Consider the following 16,385-nt stretch of genomic DNA (forward strand, 5'->3'; position numbering starts at 1 on the left):
CGATAAACTTAATAAACTAATTTCAGAATTAGGGTCGACTAATATGAATAACGATATACCCCGTGATGCAATAAAAAATTTACTTTTTGAGATTATATGCGCCATAGATTCGGCAGAATATCAGATATCAGTCAAAGAAGTAGAGGATCACATTGAATCAGGAAAAATTATGGAATTTCTGGGAAAACGCATAAGTATTGTACAATTGACAGGTAACGAGTGTGAAGTAATAAATGAAGAATTGAAGAAGTTCCTGGGTGTTGCAAGGCCAAATGTAGAAAGTTACTGGGGCGTTAAAAATTCTGGATTGTGTTTTCTTGCTTCGCTTATAATAGAAGAATTCTGGAAGTAAATTATTTCTTTTTATTGCCCCTCTTTTTATAGTAGTACAATACCCCACCGAATATTAATAGAGGAACTGATGCTCTAAAAAAAAGTGCGATTATTAGTGTTTGAAGTGGTGTAAATTCCATGACCTATACCTCCCTTTCAATGAAGTAAAAGAATAAAGTTGCGCTCAGTAAATCGGCTGCACCGCCGGGGCTGATATTCCTTTTTAGAAACTCCATTTCGATATCTAAAATTTTTGACATCCCTGTTGTCGTTAAAACTCCACCAACTTTAATTATCTCATCTGCTTTTTTCTGGATGTCATAGTATGTATCGATTCCATTTCGTGAAATTATATTTGTGTCTTCGGCTCTTGACATTATGGCAATTAATGCGTGAAGGGAGGATTTATTTAGATCTTGAGTTTTCTCATATGCTTTTTTAAACTCAGGGAGCCCCAGCTCCATTACAGTTGGTAGGCCTTTTTCTACTTCCCCCCTAATTCCTGTAATCCCGTGTTTTACAAAAGTGTTTTCTCCTTTTGAAAGAGATTTTTTTCCTTTTTTTATTGAACCTAGTTCCTTCTCAGTTAAGCCAGCTGTTATCTTAGAAACTGAAGAAGAGACATTTTTTGGAGAGAGTCTTCTTTTATTTAATAAATATCCTGAGGATCCAAGTATCAAATAAAAAAGAAATATAAGGCCTTTTTGAGTATTAACTCCATTTGTAACCTCAAACATCCTCTCTTCGACATCAAGACCGAGTTTTCTTAGAGGAGGGAGCATTTTACCTAAATCACCCTTATAGTTATAGCCAAAGTGAGACACTTCCTTAAAGCCCTGACTCAATACAGCTGTGCTTTTCAAGAAAAGTGTGAAGTCCATATCCCTATGTGCACCAGATGAAAACGGAGTTACAAGACCTGGTTTTGGGTGTGTCGATACTTCAAGGAGAATACTTCTAGTTGCCAGCTCCCCTAGTATGTCTACTTTTTTCATAGGTATGCCTCAATGCTCTTTCTATCTAATAATACAACGTCTCTTAATCCTTTCCCAAGCAGTGTATCGCTTTCTGATGCATACTCTTTAAGGTTTATGCCATATCCTGATTTAAGGTGAATTTCTACATCGATCTTAATTCCTAAACCAGATTCAATCTCATTGCATAAAGATAGAAGGGCGATTAATTCATCTTGATTGTAATTTTTTACGATTAGATCAAGATCTGATTTATTGTGAGTATAGAGCAATCCCGTAATAATTTCTAGTGAAGTTGAGCCCCATACACCTACCTTAAATTCACTCTTTATTTTAGATAATGCAGATAATGCAGGAGTTCTTGATTCAAATTTAAAGTTGGAAATTTCATATGGCGTTATTAGTTTTGTAATTTTATCTCCATAGACGTAAGTTGCATATCTAAGCCTTCTCCCATTTTCGGTATAAGGATGCACAAATCCGATAAAGACTTTCTCATTTTCAGAATAATAGTTTTCTCCTTGAATAGATTCTAGTTCATCGCGTCTTACTATTCCAGGTAAGGCATTCTGAAGTATAAGTTTCTTAAAATTCTCATTTTGAACTAGCGACGTGTCGATTTCTCTCCAGTCTGAAAATACAAGATCGTGTCTCTGGAAAATCATGATGAGATTTACCTATCCTTTACCCAGCAAGGGTCTTTGACGCTTAAAGTTTGGTAGTCAAGCTGTGCTTGAACAAGTAGGTCAAACATTCTAGTCTTTACAGGCCCTTCGATGAGAATTGGATCATGATTTTCTTCATATCCTTTTGGTATTATTGAAGGTAAAAGCTCTAAAACTGTTCTATCAGAGTTTAAGACTACATCTTCGGGAACTTTAGCTATTTTGGATTTTATTCTCAATATGCTGCGGCATGCCCTTTCAATTGTTTGTTTGGCATTTAATGTTGTTTCTCTGACATAAATTTCATAATCGGGTTGAGTTCTAGCCCTCATGTAAGTAATAATTTTACCATTTTTGTCAAGTGCGTGTCCAGATTCAACAACAGGGAAACTGTCGCCTGTAGGAAGGCCACCAACAACTGCTTCTTTGAAATCACGGCCCACATCAGATCTTACAAATTCGATGTCCTCTCTTACTGGATTTCCATTCATTGCAATCCAGCCAAATTCCTGGGTACCGTATATATCATTGACTCTTGCACCTAAGATATCTTTTATAATGTCAACAGCTTCTAGATCTAATGGAGTACCAATACAGTTAACTATATCTACGTGGGGCAAATCTTCAGCGATATTTAATTTTATGGCATCTTTTAAAGAAGCTTTCAAAAATGCAGATTCGCCGAATATTACATTTGGTTCTTTGTAATATAAATCCATTAAGAAAGAATCTCTAGAGGATTTTGTTAGAAATGTCCATGTAACACCCAACTCTTCCAATGCATTTCTTGTTATGGCATTTAGTAGGGGCGGGTAACAGAACATTGCTTTTTGGCCTTCTTTTACTCCTGCCATTTTTAATGCGTTTTTACCAACGTTTTTCCTATATTCTTTTTCGTTTGGTGTTATTCCAACAATATTCTGCCAAGCGGTAGTTCCAGTAGTAAAAGTAATGTATGCATAGTTTAAGGGGGTATGTACTTCTTCTATAATGTGAGCTGCAGTAGGGCCATTGATACCCTTATCAGCAAGTGTTCTATGCTTCATTTCATCGAAAGAAGGAACTGTAGAAAAGGTTTCAACGCTATCTTTTAAATCTTCAAAATAGGTATTTGATTTTTTTACCATTTTAATTCCTCAAAATATAAAAATTTAAAATAAAGGAAAATAAATTATAAGAGCTCAGGGAGCATCTTTTCGTATTCTTCTTGCATCTTCTTGATGGCTTCCATTCTCTTCTTTCTGCCGCCTCTCTGTGCACCGACTTCTCCTCTGTGCCAAATTCCAAGTTGATCGTCTTTACCTTGCTTTCTGAGATCTCTAACTTCCTTTACTGTTTTAAGTATAGTAGCCCTCATATCCTCAGGTTTCTTAACCATTTCATCGATTCCACCGAGGTCGTAGAAAAACTCTGCTCCTGATGCAAATACTGGATTTGTCTTGACAAGTTCGTTTAGTCTTTCCAAAGGAATCTTTGTAATTACTGCGATACTTGTTGTAGGCATGACGTGGACAATTGTTCCGTAATCACGTGGAAGTGCAAGAATTCTGTCTGAAAGAAGTCCGTGGCATAAGAATCCACCGCTGACTGCCCTTCCTATAATCATTCCAATTACAGGATGACCTGCAAGTCTTGCATCTTCAATTGCGAACTGATATGAAGCTGTTCCTTTTGTCATTCCGACAATTTCTTCTATTTTTCCTGGGCTGTTTCCTGGGGTATCGATTAAAAGGACAATAGGTCTCTTCTTGTCTTTTGGTCTGTCTTTGTCTGCGTCGATTGTAGCATAAATTGCCTGAGAGAATTTGTAAGCTTCTTCCATTCCCAAGATCCCGCTGTAAACAACTCTAAATCTGGGATTTGGCCTTCTGGAATTGTTAGCAAGAACGGAACATACCTCTCCATCTAACATTGCCTGACCTACCATTACTGGTGGAGCAAGTTCTTTATCTAGATGAGTAGTTCCAATTACGTTTTCTTGGAAGGTATCTTTGTCAAATATCATCTGGATTGCTTCTTCAGTCTTTCCAATAAGTGATGTTACCATTTAAATCCTCCTTGGCCTTCTTTTTACAACTGAAAGGAACTTATCTTGTGGCATCTCGGGTATTTGGTCAACGTTTTCATTTCCGTATATTTTCCATAGGTCTTTTGAATCCTTTATCTGTTTTTCAGCTGCAAGTTTTACTACTTCAAGATTCTCTTCAACAAGCTGTGGTGAACCAACTTTTCTTGTCTTTGAGATCTTGCTCATAGGTTCATCTACGATGTTTACAATTGTATCTCTAAAGGTACCAATTGTATCCTTTAATAGGTAGTCAACATCGCCGAGGATGTATTTTGACCTTGCACCCATTGTTCTCCATATAAGGGCTCTGTCTGAAGCGTCAAATTCGTCTTTTCCTACTTCCTGCTGAATTACTTCTGGGCCAGTAAGTCCTATTCTCCCAAAGTCATTTGCTATTACAACGTCTGCACTTAAGCAGACGAATCCCTGGGCACCGTATGCACCTATTGTGCTACCGGTAATTGCAATGTAGGGTACTTTGTTTTGAAGTTCCCAAATAGTTTCCATTGATTCGGAGTGCATTAAAAGGCCAGCGTTTGCTTCGTGGAGTCTAACTCCTCCAGAGTCAAAAGAGACTATGCATATTGGCTTTCTGTCATCAGGTACTGTTCCGTATTTTTCCTTCATCTTTTCATATGTTCTTAGTGCAAGTTTCATTGTGTAGGCCATCTTAGCTCCGTTTACTTCACCAAGCGCCCCACCGACGAATTTTCCTTCTTGAGAGACTACAAATACTGGGTGTTTCTTTATTTTACCAACGCCAACAGTGATTCCATCGTCAAATTCAACTGCCTCTCCGAGAACTAATAAATGTGGGCTTGTCATTTTGTCTCTTGGGCCAAGGAATTCCTTGAAAGTGCCTTTGTCTACCATTCCGTAAGCTCTTTCCCTAGCTGTTGCTTGGTAAAAGCTCTTACCTTGAAGATCTTCCCAATTAATTTTCATAAAATCACCCTTATTGGAGTCCTCCTCCATTATCTACGGCCTGTTGGAGTCTTCTGATAACTACTGCTGGTGTAGCTGCGTTGTCATTTATGCTTACTTTGACCCCTGAGAGTCCAGTTTTATCGATGAATTTCTTAACAACTGTTTCCCAGACGTCGTCAAATCCTACTACGGTAGTTAAAATGTGGAGTTTTATTTTTCCTTTTAGAGCATTTTCTTTTTCAATCAAGACTTCAAGGTCTCCGCTGCCAACAACGCCAACGTGAGACCATTCTTCTATAATTGTTTTAGGGTTTTCAGGCTTAAATTCAAAATTTAGTTCAGTTAAAGCCATTTATTCCCCTCCGTTCTTTGACTTGTCCATATGTTTCTCTATGAAGTCGGTGTGGAAAACTCCTCCCCTGAATATCTGGTTTTTCATGACTTTTTTGTGGAATGGGATTGTTGTGTTAATACCCTCTACAATAAATTCATCAAGTGCTCTGTACATTCTGTCAATAGCTTCGTTTCTGTCTTCTCCCCATACAATCAATTTTGCAATTAGAGAGTCGTAAAACGGTGGAATTTGGTATCCCTGGTAACATGCTGTGTCCACTCTGACAAAAGGCCCTCCAGGTAATATGAGTTTTTCAATGTCCCCTGGTGATGGAACGAATGTGTTTGGATCCTCTGCATTGATTCTGCATTCAATTGCATGTCCCATTAGTTTAACATCCTTCTGGGCATATGGTAATTTCTCTCCGGCTGCAACCCTTATACCTGTTTTTACTATGTCTATATTTGAAATCATTTCAGTTACACAGTGCTCTACCTGAACCCTTGTATTCATCTCCATGAAGTAGAAATCATTTTCTTTGTCGTTGAACAAAAATTCTACAGTTCCGGCACCTTCATATTGTGCAGCGAGTGCTGCCTTAACTGCGGCCTCTCCCATCTTCTTTCTAATTTCAGGAGATACTGCAGGTGATGGTCCTTCTTCAACAAGTTTCTGGTGTCTTCTTTGAATAGAACAGTCTCTTTCTCCAAGGTATATTGCATTACCGTACTGGTCAGCAATAATCTGAATTTCAACGTGCCTTGGCTGTTCTATATATTTTTCAATATAAACATCTGGATTTCCAAATGCAGCTTGGGCTTCGGCTTGACAAGATCTCAAGGCAGATTCTAATTCTTTCTCGGACTTGACAAGTCTCATTCCTTTTCCACCGCCGCCAGCTGAGGCTTTACAGATGACGGGGCATCCAATCTTCTTAACTAGCTTATCGGCTTCTTCAATTGTTTTTATAATTCCATCAGAACCGGGTGTTACTGGTACACCACCTTTCTTCATGGTATCTTTAGCTGTTGCTTTGTCTCCCATTGCGTCTATTGATTCTGCACTGGGGCCTATGAATTTTATACCATTGGCTTTACAAAGCTTAGAAAATCTAGAGTTTTCTGCAAGAAATCCGTAACCTGGGTGAATACCTTCTGCGCCCGTGACAATTGCAGCGTTAATAATATTCATCATGTTCAAGTAACTCTTAATTGATGGAGCAGGTCCAATATTAACTGCTTCATCAGCGAGTTTAACATGAAGTGCATCTTTATCAGCGTCAGAGTAAACAGCTACTGTTTTTATTCCCATTTCCTTACATGCCCTGATTATCCTTACAGCAATTTCTCCTCTATTTGCAACAAGAACTTTCTTAAACATATTAATCCTCCTTACCAATTTCTAAATCTGACTGGTGGTTCGTACAAACCTCCAGACCATTCAACAAGTTCACTCATGCTCTTTGCAGCAAGTTTTGATCTTTTAGCATCATTAAATGATAGGTCTAAATCTTCAGGAAGTGCAACAATTCCAGCTTTTCTTAATTTGTTAGTCTGCGAATCATCGGCTGCAAGTCCTAGTGGTGTGTATCCTGCTACGGCTTTGATTGCGTCCATTCTTTCCTTTAATGATTTACACTTGTGTATATATGCAATTCCTTCTTCTGTAACTATGTGTGTGATATCGTCACCGTAAATCATGATAGGGGGTATATCGAATTTTGCTTGTGCTTGTAGCTTGAATGCATCTAACTTTTCGATAAATACTGGAGACATTCCCTCTCCAAATGTTTCTACCATCTGGACTACAAGTTTTCTTCCTCTGTATATTGGTCCAATCAATGACTCTCTCATACCATCTTCTTTTGAAGCCATTAGCCATCCTTTAGATGGGTGTCTTCTACCTGGTGCATTACATGCCATGTTAGGTGCTCCTCCAAATCCAGGAATCCTACCGGCAGTTGCAGCGGCACTGTTACCAAATTGATCTATCTGAAGGGTAGAACCAAAGAATGCATCAACAGCATAGTGACCTGCTGCTTGTGACATTACTCTGTTTGACCTCATTGTTCCGTCAGGACCTATTGGGAAAATATCTGGTCTTGCCATGATATATTTCTCCATTCCTACTTCGCTACCAAATGGCATGAAGGATTCTGCCCATCCTGACTCTATAGCGGGGATCATTGTTGGGTGTGGATTTAATGCCCAGTGTGTACAAATCTTACCTTTAAGTCCCATCTCTTCTCCAAATGTAGGAAGTAAAAGTTCAACTGCTGCTGTGTTAAAACCTATACCGTGGTTAAGTGTTTTAACTTCGTATTTACCGTAGACGCCAACTAGGGCCATCATGGCTATGAATATCTGAGATTCTGTAATTAATCTTGGATCCCTTGTAAAGAGGGGTTCAATGTAGTATGGGTCTTCAGTTGGTATAATAAAGTCAACCCAGCCACCTGGTATATCTACACGAGGTACTTTGTTAACAATTTCATTGACTTGGACTATTACAATACCTTTCCTAAACTTTGTAGCTTCAATTACAGAATGGGTTTCTTCGGTATTGAATCCTGTGTAAAGATTTCCTTCCTTATCTGCAGCATTTGCGGCAACTAAACATACTCTGGGAGTAAGGTCAAGATAAGTTCTTGCAAACAATTCCATATATGTGTGAATTGCACCAATTGTTATCTTCCCACTCATTACCATATTTGCAAGTCTTGTTGCTACAGGGCCTGAATAACAAAAATCGACTTTTGAGGCTATACCTTTATCAAAAACATCTAAATGCTCAGGTAAAGCAAGTACAGATTGAATCATGTGAATGTTATTTACTTTTGAAGGGCTTACTTTCGCAAAAGCTTTTGCTAAAAAGTTGGCCTGCTTCTGATTGTCCCCTTCAATTGCAACTCTATCTCCTGGTTTTATTACGCTTTCCAGGAGAGCTACTGCATCGGCTGGGTCAACAATCTTTGTGCCTGATTTCACAAATCTTTTTGCTTCTGCAAGTCTTTTTAGGGTGTCCTCTCCTTTTTTGTCCCATCCTTTTTTTGCTCTCTCTATTCTATCGTCATGGGGTATACCTGACACTTTGCCGGGTGTTTGAAATATATCCCTTAGGTAGTTTACATCTTCCATAAGTATCACCTTATTAGGGAGTACCCAGCTTAGAGAGGCTCGAGAAGCATTAGTACCTGTCCAACTTTGACAAGAGTTTCATTTGTTACTTTAATTTCTGCAATTCTTGCTTTTCTTGGTGCTGTTACTTCATTAAACATTTTCATAGCTTCAACAAGTGCTACAACTTGACCTGCTTCTACTATGTCCCCTTCCTTTGGAAGTGGTTTCTTATCAATTGTAGTTCCTGGGGATACGTAAGATACTCCTGGTGTTGGGGCTGTAAGTTCAATCATGTTTGAAGATGCAGCTGCTTTTGGCGCTTCCTTTGCAACAGGTGCTGCGGCTTCTTCAACGGCTGCTGCACTCGTCATTGCTGCAGGTATAGAAATTTGAGGTTGAGCAGCATGAACAGCGGCACTGCCACCGGCGACAACAGTTCTAATCTCAACGGAATCCTTTCTGACTACCAACTCTGCGATATTGTTTTTTTTACAAGCTTCAAGAATTGATATTAAAGACTCTAAGTTCAACATTTATTTTCCTCCAAAATTATTTCTCTTACCTCTAAAGGGTAGTTGTTTTAAGAGATTAAAAATTCATTTAAAAATCTTTTGATTGTTTTCAGTGCAAACTGCAAAAAATAACATGAAAATAAATAAAAAATAATATTCTAAATATATGATTTTGCATTTTATTGCCAAATTCAAGCCATGATTTCTAATTTTAGGCCTAATTATCATGTCATTTTTATGTACTTGTAAGTCATCATTTTGTAAAGAAGTTTGCTTGCAACAAATTCTGAAACTGTAGAAGATTCTTGGGGGGCAACTTCAACTATATCTACTCCAACTACATTTTTATTGAAAAAAACTTCTTTTAAGAAGTCACAAACTAAATACCAAGGTAGGCCGCCAGGTTCAGGCGTTCCAGTTCCGGGTATAAGGGAAGGATCAAAAGCATCAATGTCAAATGTTACGTAAACATTCTCTGATAAATTTTCAAGGGCCCTGTTAAACCAACTTTTATTATCATGAATGTCTTTTGCATAGAAGATATTATACTTTCCATTTTTGATTTTATCATATTCTTCTTCAGAAAAACTTCTTATACCTACTTGAACAATTGGTGCCTGTTCTTCTACCCTTGACATGACTGAAGCATGACTATATTTGTCCCCAAGGTAGGCATCTCTCAAATCTAAATGTGCATCAAATTGTAAAACTGAAAGATCTTTGTACAATCTTTTAGCAGCTTTTACGGGGGCTTGAGAAACTGAGTGTTCCCCTCCAAGTACACAAAGAAACTTTTTATCATTTAATATTTTAAATGATTCTTCTTCAATTTCTTGCATTATTTTTTCTATTTCCTGATTGCAATTTATTTCATTTTTTGTATGAATCCCCAATGTGCAAGTAGAAACAAAAAACTCCTCATCGAACAGTTCCATGTTTTGACTGGCATTGATAATTGCTTTGGGCCCTAAAGAAGTTCCTCCTTTATAGGAAACTGTTTTCTCTAAAGGTACCGGCAATACAGCAAAATATGAATTTTCATAATTTGAGAAATTATCCTCAAGTCCACCATAATTATCTGGCACGTCCATATTTAATCAACTATATCTAAGCCTTTAAGACTTTTTAGAGTATCAGCAAATTTTCTAGCATAGATCCTGCATTGCTTTTCTGCTCTGTCATCTGGTGCACCTATTGACACTGGTCCATAATGATCTGCATTATGGACTCCTACAACAACCATCCCATGAATCAACATAGCTCTTAAAATAGAAAGAAGTGTAGTTTCATTTCCTCCTCCAATATATGCACTTGAAGTAAAAGCTCCTCCGAGTTTTCCAGATAATTCACCATGGTATTTTACGCTTCTGTCTATAAGTTCCTTCATTTCAGCCGCCATATCACCGTAATAAGTTGGAGATCCGAGTAGGATTCCATCATAATCTAATAAATAGTCTGGTGAAGTTTCAAGAACATCTCTTACTTCAACATCAATATCTTCATCTCTCAAAAATGTTGCCAACATGTTTGCCATTTCTCGTGTGTTCCCAGATTTTGTATAATAAACTATCAATACAGAAACCATATTAATCCTCTATCTCAATTTTTATTATCCCTTTCTCATACCCCCTAAGAGAGGAAACCATGCCCTTGACAGTGTTTTTAATGAATTCTTCTACAAAAGGGTTTAATTCTATATCTTTTCCATTGATACTCACTTCAACCTTCGACATTTTTATCCCCGTGTTTATTAGACTTAGTTATTTATAAATATCTCTATTTTTTATTTATATTTTTAGTTTGTATATCCAAAATAGTTATACATTAATTAGTTTTATATATTAAAAAATCAATAAAAGTATTTGGGGATAGTTTGGTTACAGAAAAAATCCTCGAACGGGCAAAGCAGCACCAAAAGAAAGATTATTTTGTAAGAGATATTTTTATTTCTAGAGAAGAGGTAGATAATTTAAGACATATTAGTCTGCCTTCTGGAGTCCATTTGGATATCAAAAAATTGAAGCAAGGTTTTGTGGCAAGATTTTCTGGCGATACTGAAAAAGTAATAATGGTTGTAAAAACTCTTTTTGATGATTAATTATAGAAAGCCATCCAAACTAGATTGATTTCTGTCTTTTTTAGTAAGGTGTACTTTTCCATACATTCCCCCTCCGCCAGGTTCAATGTATATCTTACCTTCTCTAAAATCAATTATTGCTTGGGCCACTTTTTCACCGGCAACTTTTTCTATCTCTTCTCTAGGAGTTACAATAAGAACATTTATTTCATTTTTGAAAGATTGGATTAATAGTTTCCAAAGGTCCTGAACTTTTTTTGAATTTACTGAAGCAAGCCCAAGTGTCTGGACTAAAATTTCTGCCAAGGGGATAGTTTTGAGATATTTAGGCCTATGAGAAGGATGAGTCACTTCTTGGTCGCATAATTCTTTGATTCTATCCGCGACACCTTTTTTTATAAGACCCCCACAAGTGCATCTGTTTTTTTGTTCAATGGCCCTCTCAATTGTGTATTTTTTATAACACCTTGTACACGCTGTCATATGATACTTTCCAAGATCAGGATCAATTCCAACGTTAAGAACGAATTCGTTTCCTCCACGCCTTCTTATGGCTTTTATTATTTCATCATAATTATTATCCCTTACCTTTATTCTGTTAAACTCTCTTCCTATCCTATGTGGCCAAGGAGAATGAGCGTCTGAGTTAGTCATGAAAGTCACATCTTTCAATTCTGATATACAATCTGCCATATGTGTGTCAGCTGAAAGACCTAGTTCAAGAAAAGGGATATTCTTAGTCTTGTAGCAATCTTCAAGAGTGTCATATTCTTTGTATATTGAGGTCCAAGGAGTAAAAGCATGAGACGGCCCAATTAATCCATCCATATTTTTAACTATGTCAAGTAATTCGTCCCCCGCTAAGTTAACATTGCATCTACCATCGGTATCTAAATTTGGAGATTTATCTCTTATAATATAACGAAATTCTTCAACAGAAGATAAAGAAGGAAAAATAATAACATGGTGAACTCTTCTTTGATCTTCAACTTCTGTAGTCAATATAAATCGTATGCCACTTTTATGTTCAAAAGTACCTTCATCTATTTTATTAACAGAAGAAACAAAATGATTCAGCCAATTTTTATTGAGACAGTCGCCACACCCTATTGTATTTAAACCTTTTAATTTTGATTGTTCAGCAATGACTGGAATCTCCATATTGCTAGAAGTCCCACCAGAATACATTGAATGAATATGAAAATCAACATTAATCATGTAATAGATATAATAACTACTCTTATAACGTTTATTTATGTGGACAATATATCACAGATAGGTTTAAAAGAATCCTCAAATCTTAAAATTATATGGAAATTTTTGATGTTGCTATTCTTGGGGGGGGTCCCGCCGGAATTTCTGCAGGTATATACGCAGCAAGATTCAAATTAAATGCTGTAATTATATCAAATTCTTTAGGGGGTACAGCGCAGTCTGCACACCTTATAGAAAATTATCCAGGGTATGGCGTTATATCTGGATTTGAATTGATGCAGAAATTTAAAGAACATCTAAAAAGTTTTGAGGTTCCAATAATAGAAAAACATGTTTATTCTGCTGATAAAGATAATGACATATTTACTATTAAATTAACAGATCAAGAAATCAAAACTCGATATATTCTTATTGCAACTGGAACTAAAAGAAGAAAGTTGGGAGTTCCAGGAGAAGCACAGTTCTATGGTAAAGGTGTAAGTTACTGTGCTACATGTGATGCATTTTTTTACAGGGGTAAGACTGTAGCTGTTGTTGGTGGGAGTGATGCTGCAAATATGGCGGCTATATTACTTTCTTCTATGGCAAATAAAGTGTATATTATTTATAGAAAAGAGAAGCTACGAGGAGAATTAGTTTGGATTGAGAGAGTTCTAAAGAATTCTAAAATTGAAGTTATGTATAATTCTAATGTAGTAGAAGTAACTGGAAAAGAATTTGTTGAAGGGGTAAAATTAGAAGATGGAAGGGAGATTGCTGTAGATGGAGTATTCGTTGAAATTGGATCAATCCCTGAATGTTGCTGTGCTAAAGAACTTGGGATTGAAATAAATGAAAAAGGATACATAAAAGTAGATTCTTCACAGAAAACTAGTACTGATAGAGTCTATGCCGCGGGAGATGTAACATCGGGATCCAATGGATTCCAGCAGATTGTAACTGCAGCAAGTGAAGGAGTAATTGCAATAAAAAGCATTTTTGACGATATGGAGAGATCAAAGGTGACATTATGGAAAAAAGAATAAAGTTTATTATTATTTGTTTAATGCTAATAGGTACTTTATTATTTGCAGGGTGTAATGAGGCCAATCCCGATAAAGTACTTTCTGAATCTGATAAAACAGAGATAAAGAAAATGCTAGCCAATATGGATGGAAAAGTTGATATCTTATTATTTACTTCAGAATCTGGTTGCTTTAGTTGTTCTAAGACTGAAACACTTATGAAAGAGTTTGATCAGCTTTCTGACAAAATATCTCTAAAAGTGTATGATACCGAGAAAAATAAGGATTTAGCTATAAAGTATAATATTGAATTAGTTCCAGCAATTGTAGTAATTGGAAAAGAAGATTATGGCATTAAACACTACGGGTTTCCAGGGGGAAAGGAATTCAATCCCCTCATAGAAGCTGTAATAGATTCCTCAAGAGAAAAACCAAATGCTTCTGAGGAAATAGCTAAAAAAATAAGCACAATAAAAGGTCCTGTAGAAGTAAAGATATTTGTTACCCCAACTTGCCCATATTGTCCGGATATGGTAAGAGTTGCAAATGCTTATGCAATTGTTTCAGATAAAATATCCACAGTCACAATAATGTCTAACGAATTCGAAGAATATAGTCAAAAATATAAAATTACTGCAGTTCCAACGACAATTATTAATGATTCTTTCAGGAAAGAAGGAAAGATTGAAATTGAAGAATTTATTAACTATCTTGTAGTAACATCATAGGAGGAAGAAAAATGAAAAAAATATTAGTATTTATTATAGGGATATTAATATTATTTGCTGGATGTACTTCCCAGCCGAATACGAATACAAATAATACAAATGATCAAAATAATACAACGAATGGAACTTCAAATAAAACTCTCTATGAACAGATAGAAGAAGAAGCTATTTGTCCCTGTAGTGCGTTATTTAATTTGAAAGATTGTAAAAAATACTTCCCGGACTGTCAATACACTCCCATCGTTGATGCTACTATCAACAATATGATTTCTGAGGGTAAAACCAAAGATCAGATATTACAAGCTGTTGATCAATACAATACTGGAATAATCGAAGGTAAATTAAATGAATTTAGGGAATCTCAAGAAGAAAATCGTGTTATTGTGCTATACTTCAAATCTTCAGTTTGCGAAATATGCCATGAAAAAGAACCAGTCTTAGATGAGATAAAGGAAAAATATAAAGGAAAAATTGATATTTACGAATTTGATAGGGTTGAAGATGGAGTAATATTCGATTATTTCATCGTCGATAGAATACCAAGTATTATCTTCTTTGATGGAAAATCAAGATTAAATGACGTTCCGTTTAATAACATCACTGTTGACGGAATAAGTTCATTACTAGATTTTACATTAGATAAAAAGAAATGAGCAACAATGGTTGATACCCAAATACTTTTAAATATCATTATTGTTAATAAGATGTGATAAAGATGAAGGTAGCTAGTATTATAGCCTTTATATTGGCTTTTGTACTTCTTATTTCAGGTATTTACGGACTTAATATAGGGCCAGTTTCGATAGAAGGACTACAATACCAACAAGCAAATCAAATTGGATCTTATATTTGCCTATCTTGTATTGGTTTGACTGGTAGTACTGTAAGCCACACTTTGACAGATGATACAATTAACAGACTTAAAAAAATCGATTATCCTGTAAAGATATGGGTTTTTACATCAAATGATTGCCCAACATGTCCTGACGCAAAGGCAATAATACTAAATTTCACTTTAGAAAATCCAAATATAACTTACGAAGAAATAAAGCTTGAGACTCAAGGTCAATTTTTTGATACCTATGCTGTATCGGAGCTTCCTACCGTTATATTCTTTAATAAAGACGGTGTTGTTCTAAGAAAAAATAATTTTGTCCATAAAATTGTAGGAATAGACAAATTACAAGAAAAGGTAATAGAAGCAATTGAAATGGTGAGTTGATGGGCAAAATAAAACGTATTAGGACCTTATCCCAATCAGCTTCTTTGATTCTGATAAATCTTGGTTTTCTTGGAATATTTTTAAAACACCTTACAGGCCCTGTTTTCAATTGTTATGCTTGTCCTTGGGCTTCAATAAGCTGTCCTATAGGGCTATTGCAAAACTTTGTAATGAATGGTCAAGTTCCAACATACGTTTTAGGTACAATGGGCGCAGTATTTGTATTTGTTGGAAGTGCATTTTGTGGATGGGTTTGCCCATTTGGATTTTTTCAAGATGCAATAGATTTTGTAAAAAATTTGTTTAAAAAGAATAAGAAGTTAAAAAGAAAACCAAAGGCAAAGAGTAAATCAAAAGATTTTTCATTAATATCTAGATTGATAGTCCTTGTAGCAACGTTAGTGCTCGCCATAAGATACGTAGACACGATATTCTGTAAATTATGCCCAATAGGTACAATCGAAGCAACTTTTCCATATCAGATTGCAAATGGATTTTCATATAATATTTGGTTGGCTGCAAGAATCGGTATATTAATATTTTTGGTAATTATGTTCTTTATTGTTAGCAGGTTCTGGTGTAGATATCTATGCCCCATAGGGGCCCTATCTGGGCCTTCTAATAAGATTAGCCTTCTTAAATTATTTCACAGTGGCAATAATTGTGAAGGATGTAATATATGTAAAGATGTATGTCCTCTTGACATAGATGTAGTTAAAGATCCAAATTCTACTAGATGTACAAGATGTGCCGATTGTGTAGATAAGTGTCCAAAAGGCCATCTAGCATTTGGTTTAGATATATTCGGCCTTGTTACAATTTCTCCTTTTAAAAAGAAAAAACCAATTGTTCCTGAAAAGAAGATTGTAACTCCTACCTCTAAAGGAATCCCAGGAGAAGAAAAAACTTTAGAATCAGAAACTACTTCTGCTGAAGAAGTTGATGTATTAGACGAATTTAAGTTCAGGGAGAAAGGAACACTTGTTGAAAGGCCAGCATATATGGGATTCAAAAAAGGTGAAAGAGTGTATCTACCTTATGAAGAAGTTAAAAAAATAGGTGTTAGACCACCTAAAACCTCACTTTCCGCTTTGTTAAAACAATATTCTGAAGGGCGTCTGGCTGAAGATTACAATGCCCAAGAAGCTCTCGTTGAAGAAAAAATTGAGGAAAAATTAAAAGATGTTCCTAAAACAATTCCAAAGGA

20 protein-coding genes are annotated in these 16,385 nt (G+C 36.0%); 7 read left to right on the forward strand and 13 right to left on the reverse strand.

What is annotated here, in order from left to right:
• Positions 1–43 precede the first annotated feature (43 nt).
• Positions 44–352 (forward strand): hypothetical protein, encoded by a 309-nt coding sequence (locus HPY60_01400; GenBank protein ID NPV49839.1) that lies wholly within the window; start codon positions 44–46, stop codon positions 350–352.
• Positions 353–476: 124 nt separating this feature from the next.
• On the opposite strand, the gene citG is transcribed toward HPY60_01400, so the two are convergent.
• The 12 genes from citG to HPY60_01460 all read right to left on the reverse strand — a co-directional run bounded on the left by citG (position 477) and on the right by HPY60_01460 (position 10,665).
• Entirely contained in the window at positions 477–1,328 is an 852-nt protein-coding gene (citG, locus tag HPY60_01405) for a triphosphoribosyl-dephospho-CoA synthase CitG (GenBank protein ID NPV49840.1), read from the reverse strand.
• Complete coding sequence (locus tag HPY60_01410; protein ID NPV49841.1) at positions 1,325–1,972, reverse strand: hypothetical protein; 648 nt, start codon at positions 1,970–1,972, stop codon at positions 1,325–1,327. Before HPY60_01410 ends, citG begins: the two co-directional genes overlap by 4 nt.
• A gap of 8 nt (positions 1,973–1,980) precedes the next feature.
• Entirely contained in the window at positions 1,981–3,099 is a 1,119-nt protein-coding gene (locus tag HPY60_01415) for an acyl carrier protein (protein NPV49842.1), read from the reverse strand.
• A 44-nt stretch (positions 3,100–3,143) separates the two neighbouring features.
• Complete coding sequence (gene mdcE, locus HPY60_01420) at positions 3,144–4,019, reverse strand: biotin-independent malonate decarboxylase subunit gamma (GenBank protein ID NPV49843.1); 876 nt, start codon at positions 4,017–4,019, stop codon at positions 3,144–3,146.
• Complete coding sequence (locus HPY60_01425; GenBank protein ID NPV49844.1) at positions 4,020–4,985, reverse strand: biotin-independent malonate decarboxylase subunit beta; 966 nt, start codon at positions 4,983–4,985, stop codon at positions 4,020–4,022.
• A 10-nt stretch (positions 4,986–4,995) separates the two neighbouring features.
• The gene (gene mdcC, locus HPY60_01430) at positions 4,996–5,319 is read right to left on the reverse strand and encodes a malonate decarboxylase acyl carrier protein (protein ID NPV49845.1); all 324 of its coding nucleotides are present in this window, start codon (positions 5,317–5,319) and stop codon (positions 4,996–4,998) included.
• Positions 5,320–6,681 carry an acetyl-CoA carboxylase biotin carboxylase subunit gene (gene accC, locus HPY60_01435; protein ID NPV49846.1) on the reverse strand — a complete coding sequence of 454 codons (1,362 nt, stop codon included), beginning with the start codon at positions 6,679–6,681 and terminating at the stop codon, positions 5,320–5,322.
• Between the two features lie 11 nt (positions 6,682–6,692).
• Positions 6,693–8,438, reverse strand: coding sequence for a malonate decarboxylase subunit alpha (gene mdcA / locus HPY60_01440; protein NPV49847.1), 1,746 nt, complete (start codon positions 8,436–8,438; stop codon positions 6,693–6,695).
• Positions 8,439–8,467: 29 nt separating this feature from the next.
• On the reverse strand, positions 8,468–8,953 hold the full coding sequence (locus HPY60_01445) for a hypothetical protein (protein ID NPV49848.1): 486 nt from the start codon (positions 8,951–8,953) through the stop codon (positions 8,468–8,470).
• A gap of 203 nt (positions 8,954–9,156) precedes the next feature.
• Positions 9,157–10,023, reverse strand: a complete 867-nt coding sequence (gene speB, locus HPY60_01450) for an agmatinase (GenBank protein ID NPV49849.1) — start codon at positions 10,021–10,023, stop codon at positions 9,157–9,159.
• A gap of 2 nt (positions 10,024–10,025) precedes the next feature.
• Positions 10,026–10,517 (reverse strand): flavodoxin family protein, encoded by a 492-nt coding sequence (locus tag HPY60_01455; GenBank protein NPV49850.1) that lies wholly within the window; start codon positions 10,515–10,517, stop codon positions 10,026–10,028.
• 1 nt (position 10,518) lies between these two features.
• On the reverse strand, positions 10,519–10,665 hold the full coding sequence (locus tag HPY60_01460) for a hypothetical protein (GenBank protein NPV49851.1): 147 nt from the start codon (positions 10,663–10,665) through the stop codon (positions 10,519–10,521).
• Positions 10,666–10,805: 140 nt separating this feature from the next.
• Between HPY60_01460 and HPY60_01465 the strand changes: the two genes are divergently transcribed.
• Positions 10,806–11,030 carry a hypothetical protein gene (locus HPY60_01465; GenBank protein NPV49852.1) on the forward strand — a complete coding sequence of 75 codons (225 nt, stop codon included), beginning with the start codon at positions 10,806–10,808 and terminating at the stop codon, positions 11,028–11,030.
• On the opposite strand, the gene HPY60_01470 is transcribed toward HPY60_01465, so the two are convergent.
• Positions 11,031–12,227 (reverse strand): TIGR00375 family protein, encoded by a 1,197-nt coding sequence (locus tag HPY60_01470; protein NPV49853.1) that lies wholly within the window; start codon positions 12,225–12,227, stop codon positions 11,031–11,033. It lies immediately after the preceding gene.
• 92 nt (positions 12,228–12,319) lie between these two features.
• Between HPY60_01470 and HPY60_01475 the strand changes: the two genes are divergently transcribed.
• From HPY60_01475 to HPY60_01495, 5 genes are all read left to right on the forward strand, one after another.
• The gene (locus HPY60_01475; GenBank protein ID NPV49854.1) at positions 12,320–13,249 is read left to right on the forward strand and encodes an FAD-dependent oxidoreductase; all 930 of its coding nucleotides are present in this window, start codon (positions 12,320–12,322) and stop codon (positions 13,247–13,249) included.
• Entirely contained in the window at positions 13,234–13,956 is a 723-nt protein-coding gene (locus tag HPY60_01480; protein NPV49855.1) for a hypothetical protein, read from the forward strand. The genes HPY60_01475 and HPY60_01480 overlap by 16 nt, the downstream gene beginning before the upstream one ends.
• Positions 13,957–13,967: 11 nt before the next feature.
• Positions 13,968–14,609, forward strand: a complete 642-nt coding sequence (locus HPY60_01485; GenBank protein NPV49856.1) for a thioredoxin family protein — start codon at positions 13,968–13,970, stop codon at positions 14,607–14,609.
• Positions 14,610–14,662: 53 nt separating this feature from the next.
• Positions 14,663–15,178: a hypothetical protein gene (locus tag HPY60_01490; protein ID NPV49857.1), complete on the forward strand. Its 516-nt coding sequence runs from the start codon at positions 14,663–14,665 to the stop codon at positions 15,176–15,178.
• Positions 15,178–16,385: 4Fe-4S binding protein (locus tag HPY60_01495; protein ID NPV49858.1), on the forward strand; the 1,208-nt coding region annotated here is incomplete at its 3' end. The genes HPY60_01490 and HPY60_01495, both read left to right, overlap by 1 nt.

This window comes from Methanofastidiosum sp. (assembly GCA_013178285.1).
In the GTDB taxonomy this organism is placed as follows: Archaea; Methanobacteriota_B; Thermococci; order Methanofastidiosales; family Methanofastidiosaceae; genus Methanofastidiosum.

Bases quoted from the DNA above. Each gene is read 5' to 3' on its own strand.
- HPY60_01400 (NPV49839.1), top strand. From the start codon at position 44: ATGAATAACGATATACCCCGTGATGCAATAAAAAATTTACTTTTTGAG.
- citG (NPV49840.1), bottom strand. From the start codon at position 1,328: ATGAAAAAAGTAGACATACTAGGGGAGCTGGCAACTAGAAGTATTCTC.
- HPY60_01410 (NPV49841.1), bottom strand. From the start codon at position 1,972: ATGATTTTCCAGAGACACGATCTTGTATTTTCAGACTGGAGAGAAATC.
- HPY60_01415 (NPV49842.1), bottom strand. From the start codon at position 3,099: ATGGTAAAAAAATCAAATACCTATTTTGAAGATTTAAAAGATAGCGTT.
- mdcE (NPV49843.1), bottom strand. From the start codon at position 4,019: ATGGTAACATCACTTATTGGAAAGACTGAAGAAGCAATCCAGATGATA.
- HPY60_01425 (NPV49844.1), bottom strand. From the start codon at position 4,985: ATGAAAATTAATTGGGAAGATCTTCAAGGTAAGAGCTTTTACCAAGCA.
- mdcC (NPV49845.1), bottom strand. From the start codon at position 5,319: ATGGCTTTAACTGAACTAAATTTTGAATTTAAGCCTGAAAACCCTAAA.
- accC (NPV49846.1), bottom strand. From the start codon at position 6,681: ATGTTTAAGAAAGTTCTTGTTGCAAATAGAGGAGAAATTGCTGTAAGG.
- mdcA (NPV49847.1), bottom strand. From the start codon at position 8,438: ATGGAAGATGTAAACTACCTAAGGGATATATTTCAAACACCCGGCAAA.
- HPY60_01445 (NPV49848.1), bottom strand. From the start codon at position 8,953: ATGTTGAACTTAGAGTCTTTAATATCAATTCTTGAAGCTTGTAAAAAA.
- speB (NPV49849.1), bottom strand. From the start codon at position 10,023: ATGGACGTGCCAGATAATTATGGTGGACTTGAGGATAATTTCTCAAAT.
- HPY60_01455 (NPV49850.1), bottom strand. From the start codon at position 10,517: ATGGTTTCTGTATTGATAGTTTATTATACAAAATCTGGGAACACACGA.
- HPY60_01460 (NPV49851.1), bottom strand. From the start codon at position 10,665: ATGTCGAAGGTTGAAGTGAGTATCAATGGAAAAGATATAGAATTAAAC.
- HPY60_01470 (NPV49853.1), bottom strand. From the start codon at position 12,227: ATGATTAATGTTGATTTTCATATTCATTCAATGTATTCTGGTGGGACT.
- HPY60_01475 (NPV49854.1), top strand. From the start codon at position 12,320: ATGGAAATTTTTGATGTTGCTATTCTTGGGGGGGGTCCCGCCGGAATT.
- HPY60_01480 (NPV49855.1), top strand. From the start codon at position 13,234: ATGGAAAAAAGAATAAAGTTTATTATTATTTGTTTAATGCTAATAGGT.
- HPY60_01485 (NPV49856.1), top strand. From the start codon at position 13,968: ATGAAAAAAATATTAGTATTTATTATAGGGATATTAATATTATTTGCT.